The organism is Variovorax sp. Soil_C_33, from assembly GCF_057656935.1.
In genome coordinates, this window is sequence record NZ_JBDGJK010000003.1 from 33721 (window position 1) to 51233 (window position 17513).

The following is a 17513-nucleotide window of genomic DNA, read 5'->3' on the forward strand; positions in this document are numbered from 1 at the left end:
ATGGTCAGAAAGTCTTTAGGAAGGCGATCAGCGCGCGCTTGTCGTCGTCGCCGAGCTCCGGCTCGCGGCCGAAGGCTTTCTCGTCTTCGCTCAAGCCCTCTTGCCGGTTGAACTGCGCGGTGCCGAAATAGTGGCCGCGGTTGACCACGAAGTCCGGGCACTTGCTCAGTTCCATCATCGGGCCGCGCAGGCTGGCGAAGTGTTCGCGCAGCTGCTCGTCGGAGGCGCCCTCCGGCGTGCTCCTGAGGGCGTGCTTGAGCTTGATCAGCAGCTCGCCCACGTCGCGCACGTGCGAGGCCTTCTCGCCGAGGCCGTCGCCCTCGGCACGCAGCTTGAGGTTGGCCAGCAGCGCCACCGGCACGCCCTTCGGGATCGGACCGAGCACGATGTCGCCGTCCTGTTCGACCAGCCATGGGAACCAGCGATGCAGCCGACCCTGCAGCGGCTGCATCGCCTCGGGCACGAAGCCGATCGGCACGGTCACCGTGCTGCGCTCGGTGGTGCGGTCGATGAAGCCGCCGACCTTGTCGCCGACCATCGGATCGCGGTCGCGCTTCTCGGGCCACAGCATCTGCTCGATGGAGCTGTCGAAGGACTTCAGGCGCGCCTCGACCGAAGGACTGGATTCGAAGGGGCCGACCGTGTTGTTGAGAAGGAACGGCGCGGTCGACCAGATGCTGATCAGCGAGGGCACGCGCGTGTAGCCGCGCCCGCCGCCCGGCATGGCGTAGGGCCTGGGCTCGCCGGTGAAGGGATCGTGCAGCGTGACGGTGCCGACCGAGGGCAGGCTCTTGTAGGTCCGGGAGGAGAAGTTGTCCCAGATGTTGCCCTTGATCGCATTGGTCGCGAGCGGGCTGCAGACGTTGGTGCGCAGCAGGGTCGCCGGAATGCGCGCTTCGGTCGACAGGTAGTTGCCCTGCAGAAAATCGGGCGCCTGCACGATCTTGCGCATCTGCGCCTTGTAATCGTCCGTCTGGGTCCAGGTCCAATAGCGCTTGAAGCAGTCCACGTAGCCGGGGCCGGCGCATTTCCCGGCCGTGAGTTCGAGCGCTGCCGGCGGCGGCGGCGCCTTGCTCGAGTGGCAGCGCGCGCAGGTGTCGGCGAAGGCGATCTTTCCGCGTTCCAGCGTGGCCGTGTCCGCCGCCAGATGGGTGTTGCCGCCGGGTGCGTCCTTCAACCGGTCGGGCTGGGCCGCCTTCAGGAAGAACAGCGCCGTGTTGGGCGTGCCCGCCTCGGTGGCCTGCCAGTAGCTCGAATTCTTCTGCGCCGTCGCGATCGGGATCGGGCTGATCGTCTTGCCGCCGACCACCGGATTGAAGTGCAGCAGCCACTCTTCGCTGAACAGGCCGATGTTGAGATAGACGCGGTTGAGCGCGCCGAGCAGGCCCACCGAATCGGCGCCGTCCTTCAGCACATGGGGGGTGCGAACCGTGGCCTCGGACTTGATGAAGAATTCGGTCAGCGGGCCGCTCGCCACATAGTCGTTGAACTGCTTGTTGTCGAGCTCGCCGCCGTCGAGCTTTTCCTGCCCGATGCGCTTGGCCATCTCCAGACGGGCGACGAAGTCGTAGACCGCGTTCATGCTGCGCGGGTTGTTGATGCTGTCGGTGGAAACCAGCGAGGTGTCCATCGTCCCTTGCCGGTAGGTGTGGGCGAGCTGGTACATGTAGTTCTTGCGGCCCTCCGGCTTGTTGGCGTTGTAGATGAAGAGCCGGTCTACCCACATGTATTGCGCGCCGACGGACGAACTGAGGTTCTCGAACTTCGGGTTGTTCGGATCGGCCGGCGGCTTCACGGGGCTGGGCCCGATGTGGCAGAAGCCGCAGGACATGCCCACGCGGTAGGGCCGCACCAGATCCTTGCGGTTGTAGTAGTTCGGGTCGGTGTAGTACTTCTCGGCGTCCCATTCCTTCGCCGCCTTCTCGTCGAAGGCCGGATTGGGGAAGAGGCGCAGGCCGGCGATGCCGGTGCCCCAGCCGTAGAAGGAGCCCACCGGCTGGGTGCTGCCGTCGCCGAGCGGCTTGCCGCGCGAACCGATTTTCACGCCCGGGTACTTGCTCTCGTTCTCGAAGGGGTCGGGCGCGCAGTCCTTGCTGCGCATGTCGAGCCACAGGCCGCGGCGGGCCTTGTCGGGGCCGGTCGCAGGCACGAAACAGGGCTCGTTGACCAAGCCGAAATATTCCCAGCGGCTGGCGCGCGAGTAGCCGAGGCTCGGATGGGTGCTGACCACCTTCAGCAGGTCGAAGGCACCGAAGGTGTAGTCGGTCATCTGAGTCCAGAAGCGGTCGTTGCCGCCGCTCCAGACCAGCCACATGTTGCGGCCCTTCTCCTCCTCGGGCGAGAGCGCGATGCCGCCGTCCATGTCGCGGAAGTAGGGCTCCGAGGCATGCGGGAACGAGGCCGCATCGCGGCCGGCCTGCTTCGCCTCGTCGAACACCTCGCCGGGCCGCGGCGCATCGGAACATGCCGCGAGAAGCATGCAGGCAACAAGCGGCAACAACTTCACGGCGTCCCAGCAACTTTGGATCATTGCCATTCCTCCTGCGTCCGACAACGTCGGTGAATGGGCAAACACGAGGCGCAGTGTCGATGCGGGGTAGTGCTTTGCCTATCGGCCATGCGCGCTAACGCAAAGGACGTAAGCAAGGCCGAGCAAGAGCCAGGCGCGGCGCGGGGACTATCGGCGCGCGGACGCGGGAACGGCCGCGCGATCGGGACCGCGGCCGATCATGATCCACGCGCTCAGCGCACTCAGCAGCGCCAGGCCGGCGCAGAGCAGCATGACCCAGCGGAAACCGGCCACGAAGGATTCGGCGACCGCTCTCTTGAGCGCGGCGGCCGCGGCCGTATCGATGCCCGGCGGCATCTCCGCGCCCGCGAGCTTGCTGCGCTGGTTTTCGAAGAAGGCGGTGGTTTCGGCCGATGCGCCCGCCTCGCGCAGGCCATGGGCCAGCATCGCGTCGAAGACCCAGGCCATCACCACGCCGAAGACCGCGATCGCGAGCACCGAGGCTGCGCGCGATACCGCGTTGTTAACGCCCGATGCGATGCCTGCCGAATCCGGTCCGACCGCGTTCATCACCGTGGTCGTGAGCGGCGCGACCGTGATCGTCATGCCGAAGCCGAGCACCACCACGGCCGGGAGGAAGGCGGTCCAGTAGTTGGCGTCGACGCCCGGCACTGCGAACAGCGCGAAGCCCGCCGCTGCGATGGCCGGACCCACCACCAGCGGCAGCCGCGGGCCGAAGCGGTCCACCAGCTGCCCGGCCCAGCCCGACAGCGCGAACATGATCAGGATGAAGGGCAAGAGCGCCGCGCCGGCCACCGTGGCCGAGTAGCCCTGCACCTGGATCAGGTTGAGCGGAAAGAAGTAGAGCCCGCCGCCCAGCGCCGCATAGAGCAGCAGCGTCAGCAGGTTGGCGCCGCCGAAGTTGCCGATGCGCATGAGCGAAAGCGGCAGCATCGGCGATCGGACACGGCCTTCGACCACCACGAAGGCGGCGCTGGCCGCGAGGCCCGAGGCCAGCGCGGCCAGCACGGCCGGCGAGTTCCAGCCCTGCGTGGGCGCCTCGATGAACGCATAGACGATGCCGCCGAGCGCGACGGTGGCGAGCGCCGCGCCCCAGAGATCCAGCCCGCCGTTTGCAGTGCTGCCGCGGCTTTCCGGGACGTGGCGCCAGACGATCAGCAACACCGCAATGGCCATCGGCACATTGACGAGGAAGGCCCAGATCCACGAGTAGTGGTCGACCAGGAAGCCGCCGACCACCGGCCCGATGGCGGCCGTGATGCCGCTGAAACCCGACCAGGTGCCGATCGCCCGCCCGCGCTCCTTCTCGGGAAAGGAGGCGCTGATCAGCGCCAGGCTGCCCGGCACCAGCAAGGCGCCGCCGATGCCCTGCACGGCACGCGCGAGGATGAGCTGCTGCACGCTGCCCGCGAGCGCGCAGCCCACCGAGGCCAGCGCGAAGATCACGATGCCGAGGGCAAAGATGCGCCGCCGCCCGAAGCGGTCGCCGAGCGCACCGCCCGCCAGCAGCAGCGCGGCGAGGAAGAGCGCATAGGACTCCACCACCCACTGCGCCTGGAAGGCCGTCGCGCGCAGATCGTTCTGGATCGCGGGCAGCGCCACGTTCACCACCGTGCCGTCAATGAAGGCCATGCTCGATCCGACGATCGCGGCGGCCAGCACCCAGGGCTTGGAAGCCTTGGGGCACGGCACCGCTTCGCAACCGTGCCGGATCAGCGTGTCGTCGCCCGGCGGCTTGCCGATTTGTGTCATTGGCCGGGCGCTCCCAGGGGCTCCAGCTTGCCCAGCAGCGTGGGAATGAATTCCGAGACGGTCGGATGGATGTGCATCGCCCGTTGGAGCACCGTGTACGGCGCGCCGGCGGTCATCACGTCGAGGATCGAGTGGATGACTTCGTCACCCTCGATGCCGAGGATCGCGGCGCCAAGGATCTTCTGGCTCGACGCGTCGACCAGGATCTTCATGAAGCCCTGCGTCTCGCTGCGCTCCTTCGCGCGGCCGACGCGGCTCATCGGCAGTTTCGCGACGAGCGCGCGGCGGCCGTCCTGCCTGAGCTCGCGCTCGGTCATGCCGGCCCGGCCCAGCGGCGGATCGATGTACAGCGCATAGGCGGGCACCCGATCGGAGACGCGGCGGCGATCGTTGTCGAGCAGGTTGGCCGCCACGATCTCGTAATCGTTATAGGAGGTGTGGGTGAAGGCACCGCGGCCGTTGACGTCGCCGAGTGCCCAGATGCCCGGCACGCTGGTACGCAGCCCTTCGTCCACCGTGATGTAGCCGCGCGCATCGGTCTTCACGCCCGCCTTGTCCAGCCCGAGGTCGTCGGTGTTCGGCCGGCGCCCGACGGCGAGCAGCAGGTGCGAGCCCTCGATCTCGCGCGGGTCGTCCTCGCAGTCGAGACCGACGCCGATGCCGCGGGAGCGCCGCGCCAGCGTGATGCACTTGGCGTTGAGCCGGACCTCGATGCCCTCGCCTTCGAGGATCTCGCGGATCGCCGCCGACACCTCCTCGTCCTCGCGCGAGATCAGCCGCGGGCCCATCTCGACGACGGTGACGCGGGCGCCGAAACGCCGGTACATCTGGGCGAACTCCAGGCCGATGTAGCTCCCGCCGACCACCACCAGGTGCTCGGGCAGGGTGTCGAGCTCGAGCATGCCGCCATTCGTGAGATGGTCGACCTCGCCCAGGCCGGGGAGGTCCGGCACATGCGCGCGCGTGCCGACGTCGATGAAGATCTCGCCGGCCTCGAGCTGCGCGTCGCCGACCCGGATCATGCGCGGGCCCTCGAAGCGCGCGTGCCCCTCGTACACCGTGAGATTCGGCGTGCCCTTGAGCCATTGCTCGACGCCCTGGTTGGATGCCCGCACCACGGCATCCTTGCGTGCCTTGATGCGCGCCATGTCGACGCGCACGTTATCGACCATCACGCCGAAGTCGGCGGCGCGGCGTGCCAGGTAGGCGACCCGCGCGCTCGCGATCAAGGTCTTGGTGGGGATGCAGCCGGTGTTGACGCAGGTGCCGCCGAACAGCTTGCGCTCGACGACAGCGGTCTTGCGGCCGGCCTGCGCCAGGCGCACGGCCAATGAAGGCCCGGACTGGCCGGTTCCGATGACGATGGAATCGTATCTCTCGGTCATTTGGATGCTGCTCCAATCAGGCGAACAGAGGACATGCAGGATAGATGCGAAATGCGGATAACAGAAGCGACATGAAGCGTTACGAGTCATTGGCCGCCGGCATTGCGGACTGCATCCGCGCCGGCGTGCTGCGTCCCGGCGACCGCCTGCCTTCGGTGCGCCAAGCCCGCGCCAGCCGTGGCGTGAGCTCCTCCACCGTGTTCCAGGCCCCTGCTGGAGGCCCAGGGGCTCGGGCGCGCACGGCGGCGACGCGCCCGGGCGACGCGGTGCTGATCGAATCGCCGACCTTCTATGCCGCGCTGCAGGCGCTGGAACGCAACGGACTGGAAGCGATCGAGGTGCCGACCCATCCGAGCGAAGGCATCGAACTCGACGCGCTGGCGCGTGCGATCCTGCGCCACCGGCCCAAGGCCTGCTGGCTGATGACCGGCTTCCAGAATCCGCTGGGCAGCCTGATTCCGGACGCCACCGCGAGGCGCTCGCGCAAGGCATCAGCATCGCGCCAGGGCCGATCTTCTCGGCCCAGCGCGCTTTCGCGAACTGCCTGCGGCCCAACGACGGGCATCCATGGGATGCGCGCAGCGAGCAGGCGGTGGCGACACTGGGACGCATCGTCACGGCCGCTGCGCGGCGCTGAAGCAAGGGACGCGCCGCTCAGGCGTGGCGGGTGCTGGGCTCGCGCGTGCGCAACGCGCTGCACACCGCCGCCACGGCCGCGCAGCAGGCGGCCAGCCCGAGCGCGATCACCTGGCCCTTGCCGTCGTGCGGGCTCCAGACGCTGAAGATGGCGGCCAGCAGCACGGCGCCCAGCGTCTGGCCGGTGAGCCGCGCCGTGCCCAGCATGCCGCTGGCGGCGCCGCTGCGGTGCGCGGGCGGCGAGGTCACGATGGTGTGGTTGTTGGGCGACTGGAACAGGCCGAAGCCCAGTCCGCACAGCGCCATGCGCCACACGATGTCGGCATTACCCGGCTGCGCGGGCAGCGCGGCGAGCAATGTCAGGCCGACGGCGAGCAGCCCGAGGCCGATGCCGCCCAGCAGGCCGTCGGGATAGCGACCGATCAGCCGGCCCGCGATCGGCGCCATCACCACGATCGCCAGCGGCCAGGCGGTGATCAGGAGGCCGGCCTCCACGTGCGAGCGCCCGTAGGTGTCGAGCAGCAGAAAAGGCAGCGCGATGAAGGACAGCATCTGCGCGCAGAAGGCCGCCACCGAGGTGCCCATCGACAACGCGAACACCGGGATGCGCAGCAGGTCGACCGGAAAGAGGGGCACGGCCAGCGCGCGCTGGCGCCGCAGGTAGACGAAGCCGACCGCCACGCCGGCCAGCAGCAGCGCCCAGGCCACGGGTTGCGCGCCCTGCCCTGCATCGCTGCTGCGCACACCGAGCCGGTCGGCGCCGATGAAGATGAGCGAAAACATCAGCACGTTGAGCGCCACGTCGACGAACGAGAAGCGCGCGCCGGCCGCGGCCGCCACGCGGTTGGCCGGCAGTGCGTAGAAGCCCAGCGCCAGCACCAGCGCGCCCAGCGGCACATTGAGCACGAACAGCCAGGGCCACGAGGCCACCGACAGGATCGCCGCCGCCACCGAGGGCCCTGCCACCGACGCGGTCGCCACCACCATCGAGTTGATCGCCATGCCGCGGCCGAGCTGCGCCCTGGGGTAGATCAGCCGCACCAGCGCCGCGTTGACGCTCATGATGCCGGCGGCGCCCAGCCCCTGCACCGCGCGCGCGGCGATTAGCGTCGCGAGCGAATCCGCCAGCACGGCGCCGAGCGAGGCGAAGGCGAACAGCGCCATGCCCACCAGGTAGACGCGCCGGTAGCCCACCAGGTCGCCGAGCGAGGCCAGCGGCAGCAGCATCACCAGCGTGGCGATCTGGTAGGCGTTGACCACCCAGATCGCATGCGCCGGATCGGCATGGAGCTCGCGCGCGATCCCGGGCAGCGCGAGGTTGACGATGGTGCCGTCGAGCACCGCGACCGCGATGCCGAGAATGATCACCAGCATCGCGTGCCGGCGCTGCGGCAGCGGCAGGCCGTCGAACAGCGATGATTGCGCGCCGGTCATTGGCTCAGCGCGCCGCATAAGCCGCCGGCTGCCGGCCGCCGAGCGTGAACCATGTCAGCACCACCGCGATCAGCGCACCAGCGGCCATGCCCGTCACCATCGGCAAGGGCCGGCCGTCGGTGAACAGGCCGATCACCGCCATCACCACCGCGCCGGTCAGCATCTGCAGGGTGCCCAGCAGGGCCGATGCCGTGCCGGCGATCGCGCCGTGTTTCTCGAGCGCCAGCACCGAGGTGGTGGGAATGACCAGGCCCATGAAGCCGCTGGCGACGAAGTACAGCACGATCAGCACCGCCAGGCGGTCGCCGCCGGCCAGGTAGTAGGCGAACATCGCCGCCATGACGAGCCCGCAGGCACTCACGCTGGCCCTGACCACGCGCACGATGCCGAAGCGCTCGCACAGCGCGCCGTTGAGCTGCGCGGCGCCGAAGAAGGCGGCCGCATTGATGCCGAAGGCCAGGCTGTAGAGCGTCGGCGAGAGCCCGTAGTGGTCGATCATCACGAAGGACGAGTTGGCCAGGTAGACGAAGAAGCCAGCCATCGCGAAAGCGCCGATGAAGACCAGGCCGAGATAGTGCGTATCGCGCAGCAGCACGCGGTAGGCGCGAAGCGCGCTCGCCAGGCTGCTCTCCACCCGCTCTTCGGCAGGCCGGGTTTCCTTCAGCGTCGCGCCCATCAGCGCGAGGCCGGCGACGGCGGCCAGCGTCACGGCCCAGAACACGCCGCGCCAGCCGGCGAAGGCGATCACGCCGCTGCCGGCCAAGGGCGCCAGGATCGGCGACACGCTGAACACCAGCATCAGCAAGGACATCAGCCGCGCTGCATCGTTGCCGGTGTGCAGGTCGCGCACCACGGCGCGCGGAATCGCCATGCCGGCCGCGGCGCCGAGCCCCTGCACGAAGCGCAGCGCGATCAGGGTCTGGATGTCGGTCGCGAGCGCGCAGCCGATGCTGGCCAGCGCGAACAGCCCGAGCCCGAAGTACAGCGGCGGCTTGCGTCCCACCATGTCCGACACCGGCCCGTACAGCAACTGCCCGACGCCGAGCGAGATGAAGAAAGCCGTCAGGCTCATCTGCACCGGGCCGATGCCGGCGCCGAGGCTCGCGCCGATCTCCGGCAGCGCGGGCAGGTACATGTCGATCGCGAACGGACCGATGGCCGACAGGAGGCCCAGCACGAGCGCGATCCTGAAGAAGCGCGAAGAAGTCATGCGCCCATTGTCGCCAAGGCGGCAATGGGCGTTGCGCAGCATGATGCCGCGCGCTGTGCTAGCGGCTCAGGTCTTGTAGTGCAGCGCCCAGAGCCACAACGGCCGCGGCGTCAGCAGCATCGAGAGCACCAAGCCCGAACGAAGGGAGAATCGCTCCCGCCAGGGAACGTCGGGCGAAAGGAAGGCGCGCCATGCGTTCATGCGTTCGCCATCCCGCGCATAGCGCACGGCCACGACCAGCATGTACCGGTTGAAGCGCTTGCGCTTCGCGGCTTCCATTTCGGGAGGCACGCGCAATTCGCACGCCAGCTCGTAGGCCCGGTGGGCGTCGACGCCGCGCCCGGCGCTGGTGACGGATCCGGCCTGCACCCTGTAGCGCGATACGACCCGCCCGATGAAGTGCGCCCAGGCGCCGCTGTTGGCCAGACGTACCGAAAAGGCCCAATCCCCCACGTTGCCGTCGTGCTCACCGCGCATGTATTGCAGGTAGCTTGCCTTCTCCACCAGGAAGGCATTGGAGGGGATGGACTCCGTCAGGCACCACTCCCACACCGGGCGTGTGGCGCCCGCGCCCTGCCTGCCGAACCAGTGGTCGCTGGCGGTGGTTCGCTCGGGATCGACCACGCCCGCCTCGTCCATGATCAGGTGCGTGCCGAACCACAGCTTCACGCGCGGATCGGTCTCGTTGGCGCAGGCGTTCGCCAGCAGGCCCAGCGCGCCGGGGCAGAGCTGGTCGTCGTTGTGCAGGAAAAGCAGATGATCGTGCTTCGCCCGCGAAGCCAGGAACCACTGGTTGGGGTAGGTCCCCTTCGGCGGTTCGCTCGGCAGATATTCGACCAGCTCCGCCAGGCCGCTCGCCGCGATGACCGCCTGGTTGCTTGCCCAGTACGAGCGCGGGCTGTCGTCGCCGATGATGATCTCGCCGATCAGCGAGCGGTCCTGCAGCGCGATGCTTGCCAGCGCTTCACCCAATTGTTCCGGCCGTGCGTAAGCCGGGATGAGGATCGAAATCAGCACGGTGCGGTCGATGCCAGCGCTGCATGCCGCTCCAGGATCAGCCGCACCGCAGAGATCACGTCGCCGACGTCCTGGTCGCTCAGCTTGGCGGAGATCGGCAGCGAAACGGTCCGCCTGCCCGCGCGCGTGGCATGCGGCGTGTGCTCGGGCCGCCAGCCGAGGCTCTGCTGATAGTAGGGATGCTCGGTCAGTGCCAGGTAGTGCACGCCGACGCCGATGCCCTGCGCCGTCATGGCGTCGAGGAAGGCATCGCGCGAGATGCCGCAGCGCGCCGCTTCGATCTGCACGCTGAAAAGATGGTGTGCGTGGCGCGTGTCCGGCGCCGGCTTCGGGGGCAGCGTCAGCGGAAGGTCCGCCAGCTCGTCGAGGTAGCGCTGCCAGATGGCCTTGCGCCGCTGCCAGTACGTCTCGACGCGCGCCAGTTGCTTGAGTCCGATCGCCGCCTGCAGGTCCATCATGTTGTACTTGAACCCGGCCTCGACGACGTAGTAGTGCTTGTAGCCTTCGTCGCCGAAGCGCTTCCACGCGTCCTTGCTCATCCCGTGCAGGCCGAGCACCTTGATGCGGGCCGCGTCCTCCTCCTTGCGCGCCAGGACCATGCCGCCTTCGCCGGTAACGACGTTCTTGGTCACGTAGAACGAGAAGCAGCCGAAGTCGCCGATCGTGCCGACGTTCTGGCCGTGGTACTGCGTCTCGATGGCGTGCGCGCAGTCCTCGATGACCTTGAGCTCGTACTGCCGCGCCAGCGCCATCAACTCGTCCATTTCGCAGGGCCGCCCCGCGAAGTGAACCGGCACGACGGCACGCGTGCGCTTGCTCAACTTGGCTCGCACCTGAACCGGATCGATGTTCAGCGTGCCGGGGTCGATGTCGGCCAGCACCGGCGTCGCCCCGGTGTGAATGATGGCGTTGACCGTTGCGCAAAAGGTCAGCGGCGTGGTGATGACTTCGTCGCCCGGCCCGACGCCGGAGGCCAGCAAGGAAAGATGAAGTGCAGCGGAGCAGGAGTTCAGCGCCACGGCATGCGCCGCACCGCGGTAGACGCCGAAATCATGCTCGAACTGCGCGACCCGCGGACCTGTGCCGAGCCAGCCCGAGCGCATGACGGCCTCGATCTCCTGAATCTCGTCTTCCTCGATCTTCGGAGAACCGAAGACCAAGAAATTGTCTTTGCTTCGTATCGGCATCGAGTCCCCCAGCTGCACGCGCAAATGCTTTTGTAGTACTCAATGTCGCACTTTTAACAGTATGTGATGTGTCGGACAACTGCTCGCCTTGCCACATGGCAGGCGCGTGACATCTCAGAACAAGGGTGCGGTATCGCTGTCTGGCCTTGCGCCTTCGATCATCAGCATCTTGAGCTTCGCCGTCGCGCCGCCGTGCGCCGAGAAGCCGCCGGGCTTGCCGCCGGCGGCGAGCACGCGATGGCAGGGCACCACCGGCGCGAAAGGGTTGTGGCCCAGCGCCTGGCCGACAGCGCGCGCCAGGCCCTTGTCGCCGAGCTCGGCGGCGATTTCGCCGTAGCTGCGCGTGCGCCCCGGCACGATGCGGCGTGCGATCTCGTAGACGCGGCGATGGAAGTCGGAGACGCCCTCGTAGTCGAGCACGATCTCCGACAGGTCCAGCGGCTCGCCCGCCATCAGGGCGCGAATCGAGGCCGTCGCCTTCTGCACTTCGGGCGGCGGCTCGGTCTCGTTCAACTGCGCAAAGCGCCGCTGCATGCGCGCGCGCGTGGCGCCCTCCCCGGCTTCGGGCAACCGCACGCCGACGATGCCGCGCGGACCCCAGGCGACGCCGCAGGCGCCGATGGCGGTGTCGAACAGTGCGAAGCCGCCGTCGTTCATCTCAGCTCGCGCAGGCGTTGGCCGTCACGCTGCGTGCAATCGCGTCGGCCAGCTTCGCCGTAGTGCGCTGGGCGCCGCGGGCCAGCGCATCGATGCCGGCGCCCTCGACCGGCTCCGACAGCGAGAGCTGGCAAGCGAGCGACGCTCCTTGATCGCCGCGGCGCACGGTCCAGCTGAAGCCGGCATCGACGCGGCTGCCTTGCACCGCATCGAATTGCCGCAACTGCACCGCGATGCGCGTCACGGCCTGGCCGCGCGGCGATCCGCTCTTCGTTGCATCAACAGCGCCGAGGCGGCCCGCGATGCCGCTGCTCAAGGCGTCGCGCAGTTCGTTCTCGAACGAGGAGGACCAGCGGTGCTCTTCGAGGATATCGACCTGCGGCCCGTCGACGGCGGCCTTCTGCCGTACCACCAGCTGCGGGCGCGCGAAGCGCTCGGGCATGGCCACCGGCGCGAGTTCGACGAAAGCAGGCGCCGTGCCCGACCCGGGTATCGCGCCCGGCGTCGCATCGGCCAGGCTGTAGTACTGCGGCGCGTTGCTGGCGCAGCCCGCCAACAGCATCGCAGCGAGCAAGGCCGCCGACCGGGTGTTTGTCGTTCTCATTTCTTCTTGTCCTCCGGCTTGCCGCGGATCAGCGATTCGGGATGGCGTTCCAGGTAGTCGGTCAGGATGCGCAGCGACCCCGCCGCGCGTGTCACCTCCTGCAGCGTCTGGCGCATGTCCTGCTGCAGCGGCGAATCGTCGGCCAGCGTCTTGTCGGCGGCGTTGAGCGTCTTGCGCACATCCTTCATCGCGGCCGTCATCTCTGGTGCGACATCGTTGTTCAGCCGGCCTGCAAGCTGCTCGGCGCTGGCGAGCGTCTTGTCGAGCGTGACCAGCGTCTTGCGCAGGTCGGCGCCGATCTCCTCGAACGGCACCTTGTTGAGCTTGCTCGCGATCTCGCCGATCTGCGCCTGGATCTCGTCCAGGCTGTTGGGCACCGTCGGCATCTCGATCGGGTTCTTGTTGACGTCGATCCTCGCCTGCGGCGCCTTCGGGAAGAAGTCGAGCGCCACGTACACCTGGCCCGTGAGCAGGTTGCCCGTGCGAAGCTGCGCCCGCAGCCCCTTGGCGACCAGGAAGCGCAGGCGCTCGGTCTGTGCGTAGCGCGACTCGTCCGGTTCGTTGCCCGCGCCGCGACGCAGGCGATCGGGGTAGACCTGGATCAGCACCGGCATCTTGAACTGGTTCTCCTGGCGGTCGAACTCGACGCCGATGGACTTGACCTCGCCGATCTCCACGCCGCGGAAATCGACCACCGCGCCGGGCGACAGGCCGCGCAGCGACTGGTTGAAGTACAAGAGCAGCGTCTGCGAGGGCCCGTCCGGTGCCTTCATCGCCGTGCTTTCGTCGGCGGCCAGCGTGAAGGCGGCGTTCTCCTGCGCCGCCGGGCCCATCGCGTCGTCGGGCGCCTGAAAGGCGATGCCGCCGAGCAGCACCGTGGCCAGCGACTGGGTGCGCAGCTTGACGCCGCTCGCGCTCAGCTCCACGTCGAGGCCGCTCGCATGCCAGAAGCGCGTGTTGACGCCGACGAACTTGTCGTAGGGCGCATTCACGAACACGCGCAGCGTGACGCCGCGGCCGTCGCCGTCGAGTTCGTAGGCCGCGAGCTGGCCCACCTTGATGCGCCTGAAGTACACAGGCGAGCCGATGTCGAGCGAGCCCACGTCGCGGGCACGCAGCAGGTACTGCCGCCCCGAGGCGTCGCGCGTGACGATCGGCGGCACCTCGAGCCCGGTGAACTCGCCGGCCGTCTCTTCCGAGCTGCCGGCGTCGGCGCCGATGTAGGCGCCGGACAGCAAGGTGCCGAGGCCCGAGATGCCCGAGGTGTCGAGCCGCGGCCGCACCACCCAGAAGCGCGTGTCCTCGGCGGTGAAGCCCTTGGCCTCCTTCGTGAGCTGCACCAGCACGCGCACATGCGAGCGGTCGTTGGCGAGCCGAATGGTCTGCACCGTGCCGATCTGCACGTCCTTGTACTTGACCGCGGTCTTGCCGGCCTCCAGCCCTTCGGCGGTCTTGAAGGTGAGCACCACTTCGGGCCCGCGGTCGATCAGGATCCGCGCCACCAGCGCAATGCCGACCAGCGCTGCCACGATGGGTATCAACCAGATCAGCGAGGGCAGCCAGTTGCGGCGCCTGGCGACAACCGGTTCGGCCAGCGGCGGCGTCTTGTCTTCCTCGCTCATGCAATCCCTTCTTTTCTTCCGTGCATGTCGTGCGCGGATTCCGTTTCGTCCATGACGTCCTTGCTGTCCCAGGTCAGGCGCGGATCGAAGCTCAGCGAGGCCAGCATCGTCAGCACCACCACCGCGCCGAAGGCGGCGATGCCGACGCCGGCCGTGATCTCGGCGAAGCCCTGGATGCGCACCAGGCCGGCCAAGAGCGACACCACGAAGACATCGAGCATCGACCAGCGGCCGATCACCTCGAGGATGCGATAGAGCCGCGCGCGTTCGAGTTGCCCGGCGGGGCTGTGCCGCTGGGCCATGTAAGCCAGCAGCATCAGCGCCGTCAGCTTGAACAGCGGCACCAGGAAGCTGGCGATGAAGATGATCGCCGCCAGCCCGTAGGCGCCCGAGACCCAGAAGTAGATCACGCCGGAGAGGATGGTGTCGTACTGCGTGCCCAGCAGGCTCTTGGTGACCATCACCGGCAGCAGGTTGGCCGGCACGTACATGATGCAGGCCGCGATCAGCAAGGCCCAGGTGCGCTGGATGCTGTGAGGCTTGCGGCGATGCAGGTGCGTGCCGCAGCGCCCGCAGGCCTCACCCTCCGCGGCGCGCTGCCAGACGGTGCCGCAGTGGTGGCAACTCAGGAGCCCGAGCTGCGCCGCCGTCCTGATCGGCGCCGCTGCCGTCATGCCTTCTGTCCCGGCCGCGGCTCGAAGGCCATTTCCCAGAAGGTGCGGGGGTTGAAGGACAGCACCGCCGTCAGCAGCACCGTGAGGCCCATGAAGGCCCACAGCGCGGGCCCGGCCACCACCTGCGCCAGGCTCGAGAGCTTGACGATGGCCACCAGCACGCCGAGCAGAAAGACCTCGATCATTCCCCACGGCCTGAGAGACTGCAGGATCCGCACCAGCACGCCGAAGCCGGCCGGCCGCCGCTCGCGCGCCATCGGCACCAGCAGGTAGAACAGGATGCACAGCTGCAGCAAGGGAAAGAGGATGGTGGTGGCCAGCACCAGCAGCGCCACCACCGACATGCCCTCGGCGCTGAGCACGATCACAGCGCCGGCCAGCGTCGTCTCGCTGCCGAGGCCGCGCAATTCGATCTCGACGATCGGAAACAGGTTGGCGATCGCGAACAGGATCAGGCTCGCCACCGTGAGCGGCAGCACGCGCGCACCCTGGTCGCCGGCATGCCGGTCGAGCTCGGTGCCGCAGCGGGCGCAGTGCGAGACCTCGCGCGGGCGCAGCGGCGTGCGGCGATAGACAGCGTCGCAGCCCTCGCAGACGATGGCGTCGGGAACTTCCTTCATGGTCGTGACCAGCTATTGTCGGCGAGCTGCGCCGACAGGTGGTCGAGCACGGCGCGCACCCGCGCCGGCAGGCGGCCGGGCTTGCCCAGGTAGACGGCATGCACGGGCGTCATGTCGCGCGGATTGAATTCCTCCAGCACCGGCACCAGCCGGCCGGCCTCGATGTCGGGCTGGATGTGATAGAGCGACAGCCGTCCCAGCCCGACGCCTTCCATCACCAGCCGGCGCAGTGTTTCCCCGTCGCCGGCACGCACCGAGCCCACCACCGGCATGTCGATCGAGCGCCCGTCGACCAGGAGCGGCCAGTCGGGCGCGCTGCGGTGGTAGCTGGAGCCGATGCGGTTGTGCGCCTCCAGTTCCTGCGGCGTGCGCGGCGTGCCGTAGCGTTCCAGGTAGGCGGGCGAAGCGACGATGGCCTGGCCCGTATCGAAGAGATGGCGCGCCACCAGGTCGGAGGGCGGCAGCGGACCCCAGCGGATCGCGATGTCGGTGCGCTCGTCCATCAGGTCGACCACGCGGTCGGTCAGCACGATGTCCAGCGTCACCTGCGGATGCAGTTCGAGAAAGCGCGGCACCAGCGGCATCAACAGGCGATGGCCGAAGGAGATGCTGGCGTTGATGCGCACGCGCCCGCGCGGCGCGGCGCCGGCCGCGGCGCAGCGCTCAGCCTCGTCCATGTCGGCCAGCACGCGCACGCTGCGCTCGTAGAAGTTCTGGCCCTCGGGCGTGAGCTGCAGCTTGCGCGTCGAGCGGTGCACCAGTTGCGTGGCCAGCCGCGCCTCCAGCCGCGCGACCAGCTTGCTGACGGCCGAAGGCGTCATGCCTAGCACCCGCGCGCCTGCCGAGAAGCTGCCGCGGTCGACCACTTGGACGAAGGCTTCCATCTCGCCGGAGCGGTTTACTTCGATGCGCGCCATATGTGAATTGAACTCACAGTTGTGTGTCCGAGCGGCATTCTAGTCACGCAAGCCCATCGCCCGCACAGTACGAGGCATCATGCCCATCGCCCTCCTCGCCCTCACCGCCGGTGCCTTCGGTATAGGCACCACCGAATTCGTCATCATGGGCCTGCTGCTGCAGGTCTCGGCGGATCTTCATGTCTCCATCGCGGCCGCCGGCCTCTTGACCTCGGGCTACGCCCTCGGGGTCGCGGTCGGCGCGCCGCTGCTCACCATCGCCACGCGGCGCGTGCCGCGCAAGACCGTGCTGCTCGCGCTGATGGCGATCTTCACGCTCGGCAACATCGCCTGTGCGCTGGCGCCCAACTACGAGATGCTGATGGCCGCGCGCGTCATCACCTCGCTCGCACACGGCACCTTCTTCGGCGTCGGCTCGGTGGTGGCCACGGGCCTGGTGGCACCGGAGAAGCGCGCCTCGGCGATCGCGGTCATGTTCACCGGCCTCACGGCCGCCACCATGCTCGGCGTGCCGGCCGGCGCCTGGCTGGGCCTGCAGTTCGGCTGGCGCTCGACTTTCTGGGCCGTGGCGCTGATCGGCGTCTTCGCCCTCGCGGTGCTCGCGGTCTTCGTGCCGCGCGATCGGGCCGCCGACAAGCAGGCCCCGGCCTCGCTCGCCGATGAGCTCGCGGTTCTGGCCCGGCCGCAGGTGCTGCTCGGGCTCGCGATGACGGTGCTCGGCTTTGCCGGCGTGTTCGCGGTGTTCACCTACATCCAGCCGCTCCTGACCCGCATCACCGGCTTGTCCGAAGCCGCGGTGTCGCCGATCCTGCTGCTCTTCGGCGGCGGCCTCGCGGTGGGCAACATCCTGGGCGGCAAGCTGGCCGACCGCGCGCTGATGCCGGCCGTCCTGGGCACCCTGGCGGCGCTCGCCGTGGTGCTGGCCGTGATGGAGCCGGCGCTCCACTCGGGCGTGACGGCGGCGCTGTTCGTCGGCCTGCTCGGCATCGCGGCCTTCGCGACCGTCGCGCCGCTGCAGCTGCGCGTGCTCGACAAAGCATCCGGCGCCGGGCAGAACCTGGCATCCAGCCTCAACATCGCGGCCTTCAATCTGGGCAATGCGCTCGGCGCCTGGGTCGGCGGCGTGGTGATCGACCGCGGCCCGGGCCTCGGCGCGCTCGGCTGGGTCGCCGCGCTGCTCACGCTGGCTGGCCTCGCGATCGCGCTCTGGAGCCGTGCGCTCGACCGGCGCGAGCTGCCGCTGGCCTGCGCGCCCGCGCGCAGCTGAA

General features: G+C 68.7%; 14 protein-coding genes and 1 pseudogene. 2 read left to right on the plus strand and 13 right to left on the minus strand.

The genetic code is table 11. The features are described 5' to 3' along the window. Positions 1–4: 4 nt before the first annotated feature. The 3 genes from AC3A6B_RS05510 to AC3A6B_RS05520 all read right to left on the minus strand — a co-directional run bounded on the left by AC3A6B_RS05510 (position 5) and on the right by AC3A6B_RS05520 (position 5667). The gene (locus AC3A6B_RS05510; RefSeq protein WP_487835756.1) at positions 5–2530 is read right to left on the minus strand and encodes a hypothetical protein; all 2526 of its coding nucleotides are present in this window, start codon (positions 2528–2530) and stop codon (positions 5–7) included. Between the two features lie 147 nt (positions 2531–2677). Continuing rightward, positions 2678–4282, minus strand: a complete 1605-nt coding sequence (locus tag AC3A6B_RS05515; RefSeq protein WP_487835757.1) for an MFS transporter — start codon at positions 4280–4282, stop codon at positions 2678–2680. Continuing rightward, the gene (locus AC3A6B_RS05520) at positions 4279–5667 is read right to left on the minus strand and encodes an FAD-containing oxidoreductase (protein ID WP_487835758.1); all 1389 of its coding nucleotides are present in this window, start codon (positions 5665–5667) and stop codon (positions 4279–4281) included. Before AC3A6B_RS05520 ends, AC3A6B_RS05515 begins: the two co-directional genes overlap by 4 nt. A gap of 71 nt (positions 5668–5738) precedes the next feature. Here AC3A6B_RS05520 and AC3A6B_RS05525 point away from each other — a divergent pair. Beyond that, positions 5739–6143: pseudogene (locus tag AC3A6B_RS05525) on the plus strand (aminotransferase class I/II-fold pyridoxal phosphate-dependent enzyme); the annotation flags it as partial. Positions 6144–6321: 178 nt separating this feature from the next. On the opposite strand, the gene AC3A6B_RS05530 reads toward AC3A6B_RS05525, so the two are convergent. The 10 genes from AC3A6B_RS05530 to AC3A6B_RS05575 all read right to left on the minus strand — a co-directional run bounded on the left by AC3A6B_RS05530 (position 6322) and on the right by AC3A6B_RS05575 (position 16245). Next, on the minus strand, positions 6322–7737 hold the full coding sequence (locus AC3A6B_RS05530) for an MFS transporter (protein WP_487835759.1): 1416 nt from the start codon (positions 7735–7737) through the stop codon (positions 6322–6324). A 4-nt stretch (positions 7738–7741) separates the two neighbouring features. After that, on the minus strand, positions 7742–8947 hold the full coding sequence (locus AC3A6B_RS05535; protein ID WP_487835760.1) for a multidrug effflux MFS transporter: 1206 nt from the start codon (positions 8945–8947) through the stop codon (positions 7742–7744). 66 nt (positions 8948–9013) lie between these two features. After that, positions 9014–9964: a glycosyltransferase family 2 protein gene (locus tag AC3A6B_RS05540; RefSeq protein ID WP_487835761.1), complete on the minus strand. Its 951-nt coding sequence runs from the start codon at positions 9962–9964 to the stop codon at positions 9014–9016. Then, a complete protein-coding gene (locus AC3A6B_RS05545) occupies positions 9958–11124 on the minus strand; it encodes a DegT/DnrJ/EryC1/StrS family aminotransferase (protein ID WP_487835762.1) in 1167 nt (388 codons plus the stop codon). The genes AC3A6B_RS05540 and AC3A6B_RS05545 overlap by 7 nt, the downstream gene beginning before the upstream one ends. Before the next feature lie 141 nt (positions 11125–11265). Beyond that, positions 11266–11808 carry a methylated-DNA--[protein]-cysteine S-methyltransferase gene (locus AC3A6B_RS05550; RefSeq protein ID WP_487835763.1) on the minus strand — a complete coding sequence of 181 codons (543 nt, stop codon included), beginning with the start codon at positions 11806–11808 and terminating at the stop codon, positions 11266–11268. A gap of 1 nt (position 11809) precedes the next feature. Then, positions 11810–12412: a PqiC family protein gene (locus AC3A6B_RS05555; RefSeq protein ID WP_487835764.1), complete on the minus strand. Its 603-nt coding sequence runs from the start codon at positions 12410–12412 to the stop codon at positions 11810–11812. Next, positions 12409–14034, minus strand: a complete 1626-nt coding sequence (locus AC3A6B_RS05560; RefSeq protein ID WP_487835765.1) for a PqiB family protein — start codon at positions 14032–14034, stop codon at positions 12409–12411. The genes AC3A6B_RS05555 and AC3A6B_RS05560 overlap by 4 nt, the downstream gene beginning before the upstream one ends. After that, positions 14031–14708, minus strand: coding sequence for a paraquat-inducible protein A (locus tag AC3A6B_RS05565; protein WP_487835766.1), 678 nt, complete (start codon positions 14706–14708; stop codon positions 14031–14033). Before AC3A6B_RS05565 ends, AC3A6B_RS05560 begins: the two co-directional genes overlap by 4 nt. Then, positions 14705–15328, minus strand: coding sequence for a paraquat-inducible protein A (locus AC3A6B_RS05570; protein WP_487835767.1), 624 nt, complete (start codon positions 15326–15328; stop codon positions 14705–14707). The genes AC3A6B_RS05565 and AC3A6B_RS05570 overlap by 4 nt, the downstream gene beginning before the upstream one ends. Further along, positions 15325–16245, minus strand: a complete 921-nt coding sequence (locus AC3A6B_RS05575; RefSeq protein ID WP_487835768.1) for a LysR family transcriptional regulator — start codon at positions 16243–16245, stop codon at positions 15325–15327. Before AC3A6B_RS05575 ends, AC3A6B_RS05570 begins: the two co-directional genes overlap by 4 nt. A 79-nt stretch (positions 16246–16324) precedes the next feature. On the opposite strand from AC3A6B_RS05575, the gene AC3A6B_RS05580 reads away from it, so the two are divergent. Next, positions 16325–17512 (plus strand): MFS transporter, encoded by a 1188-nt coding sequence (locus tag AC3A6B_RS05580; RefSeq protein WP_487835769.1) that lies wholly within the window; start codon positions 16325–16327, stop codon positions 17510–17512. Position 17513: the final 1 nt, after the last annotated feature.